The 4342-nt window shown below is 64.3% G+C and carries 7 protein-coding genes; 6 read left to right on the top strand and 1 reads right to left on the bottom strand.

All coding sequences use genetic code 11. The features are described 5' to 3' along the window. Window positions 1–635, bottom strand: a 635-nt coding sequence (locus tag ABWP09_RS13740; RefSeq protein WP_353205688.1) for a magnesium chelatase domain-containing protein, incomplete at its 3' end; no start/stop codon positions are given. Window positions 636–756: 121 nt separating this feature from the next. Here ABWP09_RS13740 and ABWP09_RS13735 point away from each other — a divergent pair. The 6 genes from ABWP09_RS13735 to yihA form a co-directional block, all read left to right on the top strand. Continuing rightward, complete coding sequence (locus tag ABWP09_RS13735) at window positions 757–1041, top strand: hypothetical protein (protein WP_353205687.1); 285 nt, start codon at window positions 757–759, stop codon at window positions 1039–1041. Between the two features lie 86 nt (window positions 1042–1127). Next, on the top strand, window positions 1128–1262 hold the full coding sequence (rpmH, locus tag ABWP09_RS13730; protein WP_010162954.1) for a 50S ribosomal protein L34: 135 nt from the start codon (window positions 1128–1130) through the stop codon (window positions 1260–1262). Window positions 1263–1294: 32 nt separating this feature from the next. After that, complete coding sequence (rnpA, locus tag ABWP09_RS13725; RefSeq protein WP_353205686.1) at window positions 1295–1612, top strand: ribonuclease P protein component; 318 nt, start codon at window positions 1295–1297, stop codon at window positions 1610–1612. 112 nt (window positions 1613–1724) lie between these two features. Beyond that, complete coding sequence (yidD, locus tag ABWP09_RS13720; RefSeq protein ID WP_353205685.1) at window positions 1725–1937, top strand: membrane protein insertion efficiency factor YidD; 213 nt, start codon at window positions 1725–1727, stop codon at window positions 1935–1937. Between the two features lie 16 nt (window positions 1938–1953). Further along, window positions 1954–3720: a membrane protein insertase YidC gene (yidC, locus tag ABWP09_RS13715; RefSeq protein WP_353205684.1), complete on the top strand. Its 1767-nt coding sequence runs from the start codon at window positions 1954–1956 to the stop codon at window positions 3718–3720. After that, on the top strand, window positions 3717–4342 hold a 626-nt coding region (yihA, locus tag ABWP09_RS13710), incomplete at its 3' end, for a ribosome biogenesis GTP-binding protein YihA/YsxC (protein ID WP_353205683.1). The genes yidC and yihA, both read left to right, overlap by 4 nt.

The raw sequence follows: 4342 nt of genomic DNA, 5'->3' as shown, positions 1-4342 counted from the left end.
AACATGTTGTGGCCGCCGGCCGCGGCAATCTCCAGCGCGCGCTTGGCGGTTTCCTGGCCCTTCACTTGTTTCAGGTCGGGCCCGCCGACCCAATCGTCGGCCTCGCCCGGCTCGGGGCTGCCGAGCAGGCCGTGGCCCTTGAAATGGTTGATCAGCGACAGGATGTCGGGGGCCGCCAGCACGCCCGACCCGGCCCACGCCGCCTCCGATCCTTGCGCCGCCGGGCAGACCAGCCCCTTCCCCACTTCCGAGGCATGGAGCGCCGCGAGCAGCACGCCCGGCGACGGCGCAATCCGTGCATCGAGGCTCAACTCACCCACCACGACATAATCGGCGAGCATTTCGGCATCGACCACGCCCATCGCCGCCAGCAAGGCGAGCGCGATCGGCAAATCGAAATGCGATCCTTCCTTCGGCAAATCAGCCGGGGACAGGTTCACGACGATCCGTTTGGGCGGAAGGGCCAGGCCCATTGCGGCGATCGCCCCGCGCACGCGCTCGCGGCTTTCGCCGACCGCTTTGTCGCCCAGACCGACGACATTGAAGGCGGGCAGGCCGGGGATGAGCTGCACCTGCACCTCGACCGCGCGCGCCTCGAGCCCGAGATACGCCACCGTCGATACGCTCGCCACCATGCGCGATTCCCCCCGGACAGGCTGGGAGCATAACCGCTTTCCGCCCCGAAGAAACCTGCCGCGCGGAAACCTGCCGCTGCCGTCTTGCGCGCGCAAGACGCTCGCCCCACATGCCTTATTGATGATCACGTCGCGTAACCCGATGCTGCGCACCACCTATCTCGTCACGGGTGTCGTGGTGGTGATTCTATCGCCGGTCATCGGTGCCATCCCGGGGCCGGGCGGGGTGTTCGTGTTCGCCGCCGGGCTTTCGATGATTTTGCGCAATTCGGCACGCGCCAAGCGGACCTTTGTCGATGTGAAGCGGCGTTGGCCCAAAGTCGGGCATTATGCCGACATCGGCTTGCGGCGTCAGAGCGCCGCGCGACGGCGCGCGCGCGACAAAGTGCTGCGCGCCGCGCGTTGACTTTCTTGCGACACAAAGCTAAGCGCTGCCCATCAAGGCCGTCCTCGTGGCGGCCATTTTCTATTTCGACGATCAGGGAATGAACGATGAAGCGGACCTTTCAGCCGAGCAATCTGGTGCGCGCACGCCGCCACGGGTTCCGCTCGCGCATGGCGACGCCCGGCGGCCGCAACGTGATCCGCGCGCGCCGCAATCGCGGTCGCAAGAAGCTGTCGGCGTAAAAACCCCGGTCGGCGGCGGCGACATCAAGACATTGACGATTCGCCGCGATTTTCTCGCGGCGAATTCTGGCAAGCGCGCGCCGATGCCGGGCTTTGTCCTGCAGGTTCGGCCACGCGGCGATGGCGATCCGACGATGCGGATCGGCTACACCGTGACCAAGAAAATTGGCAATGCGGTGGTCCGCAACCGCATGAAACGGCGGCTGCGCGCGCTGGCACGCGAATTGCTCCCCGAATCGGGCGTGCGCGGTGCCGATCATGTGTTGATCGGACGCAATGGCGGGATCGAACGCGCGTTTGCGGTGTTGCGCGCGGAACTGGTCAAGGCGCTGGCGAAGGTGGCGCGGTGACGTCGGCCACGATCCGTTCTCCTGCGAAAGCAGGAGCCCAGAGTCGCGAGTGCGCCGCCTGCTGCCCTGGGCTCCTGCTTTCGCAGGAGAACGAGATTGGCGGAGTTGGCACATGCTAACCCGCTTCCTCATTCTCTTCGTGCGTGGCTGGCAAATCGGCCCCTCAGCGGTCCTCCCGTCCTCCTGCCGGTTTCAACCAACCTGTTCCGCCTATGCAATCATCGCGCTTCGCCGCTATGGGCCATTGAAAGGCGGGTGGTTGGCGGCCAAGCGAATCGCGCGGTGCCATCCCTGGGGCGGGTACGGACCTGATCCCGTACCCTGATCGAACGGACGTTTACGTGAAAGACGATACCCGGAATTTTGTACTGTTCGCGGTGCTGGCGGCGATCATCCTGCTTGGCGGGAATTTCCTGTCGGCGACCTATTTCCCGCGCGCCAATCCGCCTGCGACCAAGATCGTCGCGGGTAAAACCAAGGTGATCGACACGCCGACCGGCCCCGCTACGCCTGGCCCCACGACGGCCGGAACCGGCGCGGTGCGGCCAATCGCCATTGTCCGCGCCGAGACCCCGCGCGTCGCGATCCGCACTGCCGATCTGCAGGGGTCGATCAATTTGAAGGGCGCGCGGATCGATGATCTGACGCTGACCAAATATAAGGAAACCGTCGACAAGAATTCCCCGCCGATCCGCTTGCTGTCGCCGCGCGGCACCAAGGATGCGTATTTCGGCGGCTTCGGCTGGAGCGGTGACGGCGTCACCGTGCCCGATGCCGACACGCTGTTTACCGCGAGCGGCACCGAACTCGCGCCCGGCAAGCCCGTCACGCTCAGCTGGGCGAACGGCAAGGGGCAAGTGTTCGCGCTGACCTTCGCGGTCGATGATCGATACATGTTCACCGTCCGCCAGACCGTGAAGAATGCCGGCCCCGCACCGATTGCGCTGCGGCCCTATGCACTCGTCTCGCGCGCCGGCGTCGGCACCGAACCCGATACCTGGACCAACCATATCGGCCCGATCGGCGTGTTCGACAAAGGCGCGACCTATGACATCACCTTCGACAATCTGAAGGGCAAGGAGCCCGGTTTCTTCGCGCGGCTGTGGGGCAGCTCCTCGAAGCCCGGCGCGAATATGTATGATGCGACCGGCGGCTGGCTCGGCTTTGGCGACAAATATTTCCTCGCCGCCGTGATCCCGGATCGCGCCGCGCCGGTGCGTTCTGGCTTCCGCGCGGCGAATGGCGATGCGTTTCAGGGCGATTTCACGCTCGCCCCGCGCGTAGTCGCACCGGGCAAGGCGCTCGTTTCGACCGCCAAGTTCTTTGCGGGGGCCAAGGAAACCAACACGCTCGACCGCTATGAAGACCGGCTCGGCATTCCCAATTTCGGCAAGGCGATCGACTGGGGCTGGTTCGAAGTCGTCGAAAAGCCGATCTTCAAATATCTCGACTGGCTGTTCCGCAACATCGGCAATTTCGGCGTCGCGATCATCCTGCTGACGGTCACGATCCGCACGCTGATCTTCCCGATCGCGCAGCGCCAGTTCGCCTCGATGGCCGCGATGAAGGCGATCCAGCCCAAGATGAAGGCGATCCAGGAAAAGTATAAGGACGACAAGGCGCGCCAGCAGCAGGAAGTGATGGCGCTGTACAAGACCGAGAAGGTCAATCCGCTCGCCGGCTGCTTGCCGACCTTGCTGCAAATCCCGATCATGTATTCGCTCTATAAGGTGCTGCTGCTGACGATCGAAATGCGGCATCAGCCGTTCATCGGGTGGATTCAGGATCTGTCGGCGCCCGATCCGGCGCATATCCTCAACCTGTTCGGGCTGCTCCCGTTCGCGGTGCCCGCCTTCCTGGCGATCGGCGTGATGCCGGTGCTGCTCGGCGTGTCGATGTACTTCCAGTTCAAGCTCAACCCCGCGCCGATGGACGAAGCGCAGAAGCAAGTCTTCGCGATCATGCCATGGATGCTGATGTTCGTGATGGCGCCGTTTGCGGTCGGCCTGCAGGTCTATTGGATCACGTCGAACCTGTGGACCGTCGCGCAGCAGCGTTTGCTCTACGCGCGGCATCCGGCGCTCAAAGAACCGGCGGTGAAGACGTGAGTTTCGAACCCGAAGCGATCGAGGCGGCGCGCAAGACCTTTGCGGGGCCGGTGGCGTTTCTCAAATCCGCCCCAACGCTCGAATTCATTCCCGAACCGACGGTCAACGAAGTGGCCTTTGCGGGCCGCTCGAACGTCGGGAAATCGTCGCTGCTCAATGCGCTGACCGGGCGCAACTCGCTCGCACGCACGTCGAACACGCCGGGGCGGACGCAGGAGTTGAACTTCTTCGACGTCGGCAATCCACTCGCGTTCCGGCTGGTCGACATGCCGGGCTACGGCTTTGCCAAGGCACCCAAGGACATGGTCCGTAAATGGCGCTTCATGGTCAACGATTTCCTGCGCGGGCGCGACGTGCTGAAGCGTGCGCTGGTGCTGATCGATGCGCGCCACGGCATCAAGGATGTCGACCGCGACATTCTCGAAATGCTCGACAAGGCGGCGGTGAGTTACCGCATGGTGCTGACCAAGGCCGACAAGATCAAGGCGACCGAGCTTGCCGAGGTGACCGAAGCGACCGTTGCCGAAGCGCGCAAACGCCCCGCCGCGCACCCGGAAATTCTGGTGACGTCGAGCGAGACCGGCCTCGGGATCCCCGAGCTGCGCGCGGCGGTGATGGAAGC

This window comes from Sphingomonas sp., from assembly GCF_040398505.1.
GTDB lineage: Bacteria > Pseudomonadota > Alphaproteobacteria > Sphingomonadales > Sphingomonadaceae > Sphingomonas.
The sequence above is the reverse complement of the archived record's forward strand: the minus strand, read 5'-3'. Positions and strand labels throughout refer to the sequence as shown.

Excerpts from the sequence above, each read along its gene's own strand:
- rpmH (WP_010162954.1), top strand. The coding sequence starts at position 1,128 with ATGAAGCGGACCTTTCAGCCGAGCAATCTGGTGCGCGCACGCCGCCAC.
- yidD (WP_353205685.1), top strand. The coding sequence starts at position 1,725 with ATGCTAACCCGCTTCCTCATTCTCTTCGTGCGTGGCTGGCAAATCGGC.
- ABWP09_RS13735 (WP_353205687.1), top strand. The coding sequence starts at position 757 with ATGATCACGTCGCGTAACCCGATGCTGCGCACCACCTATCTCGTCACG.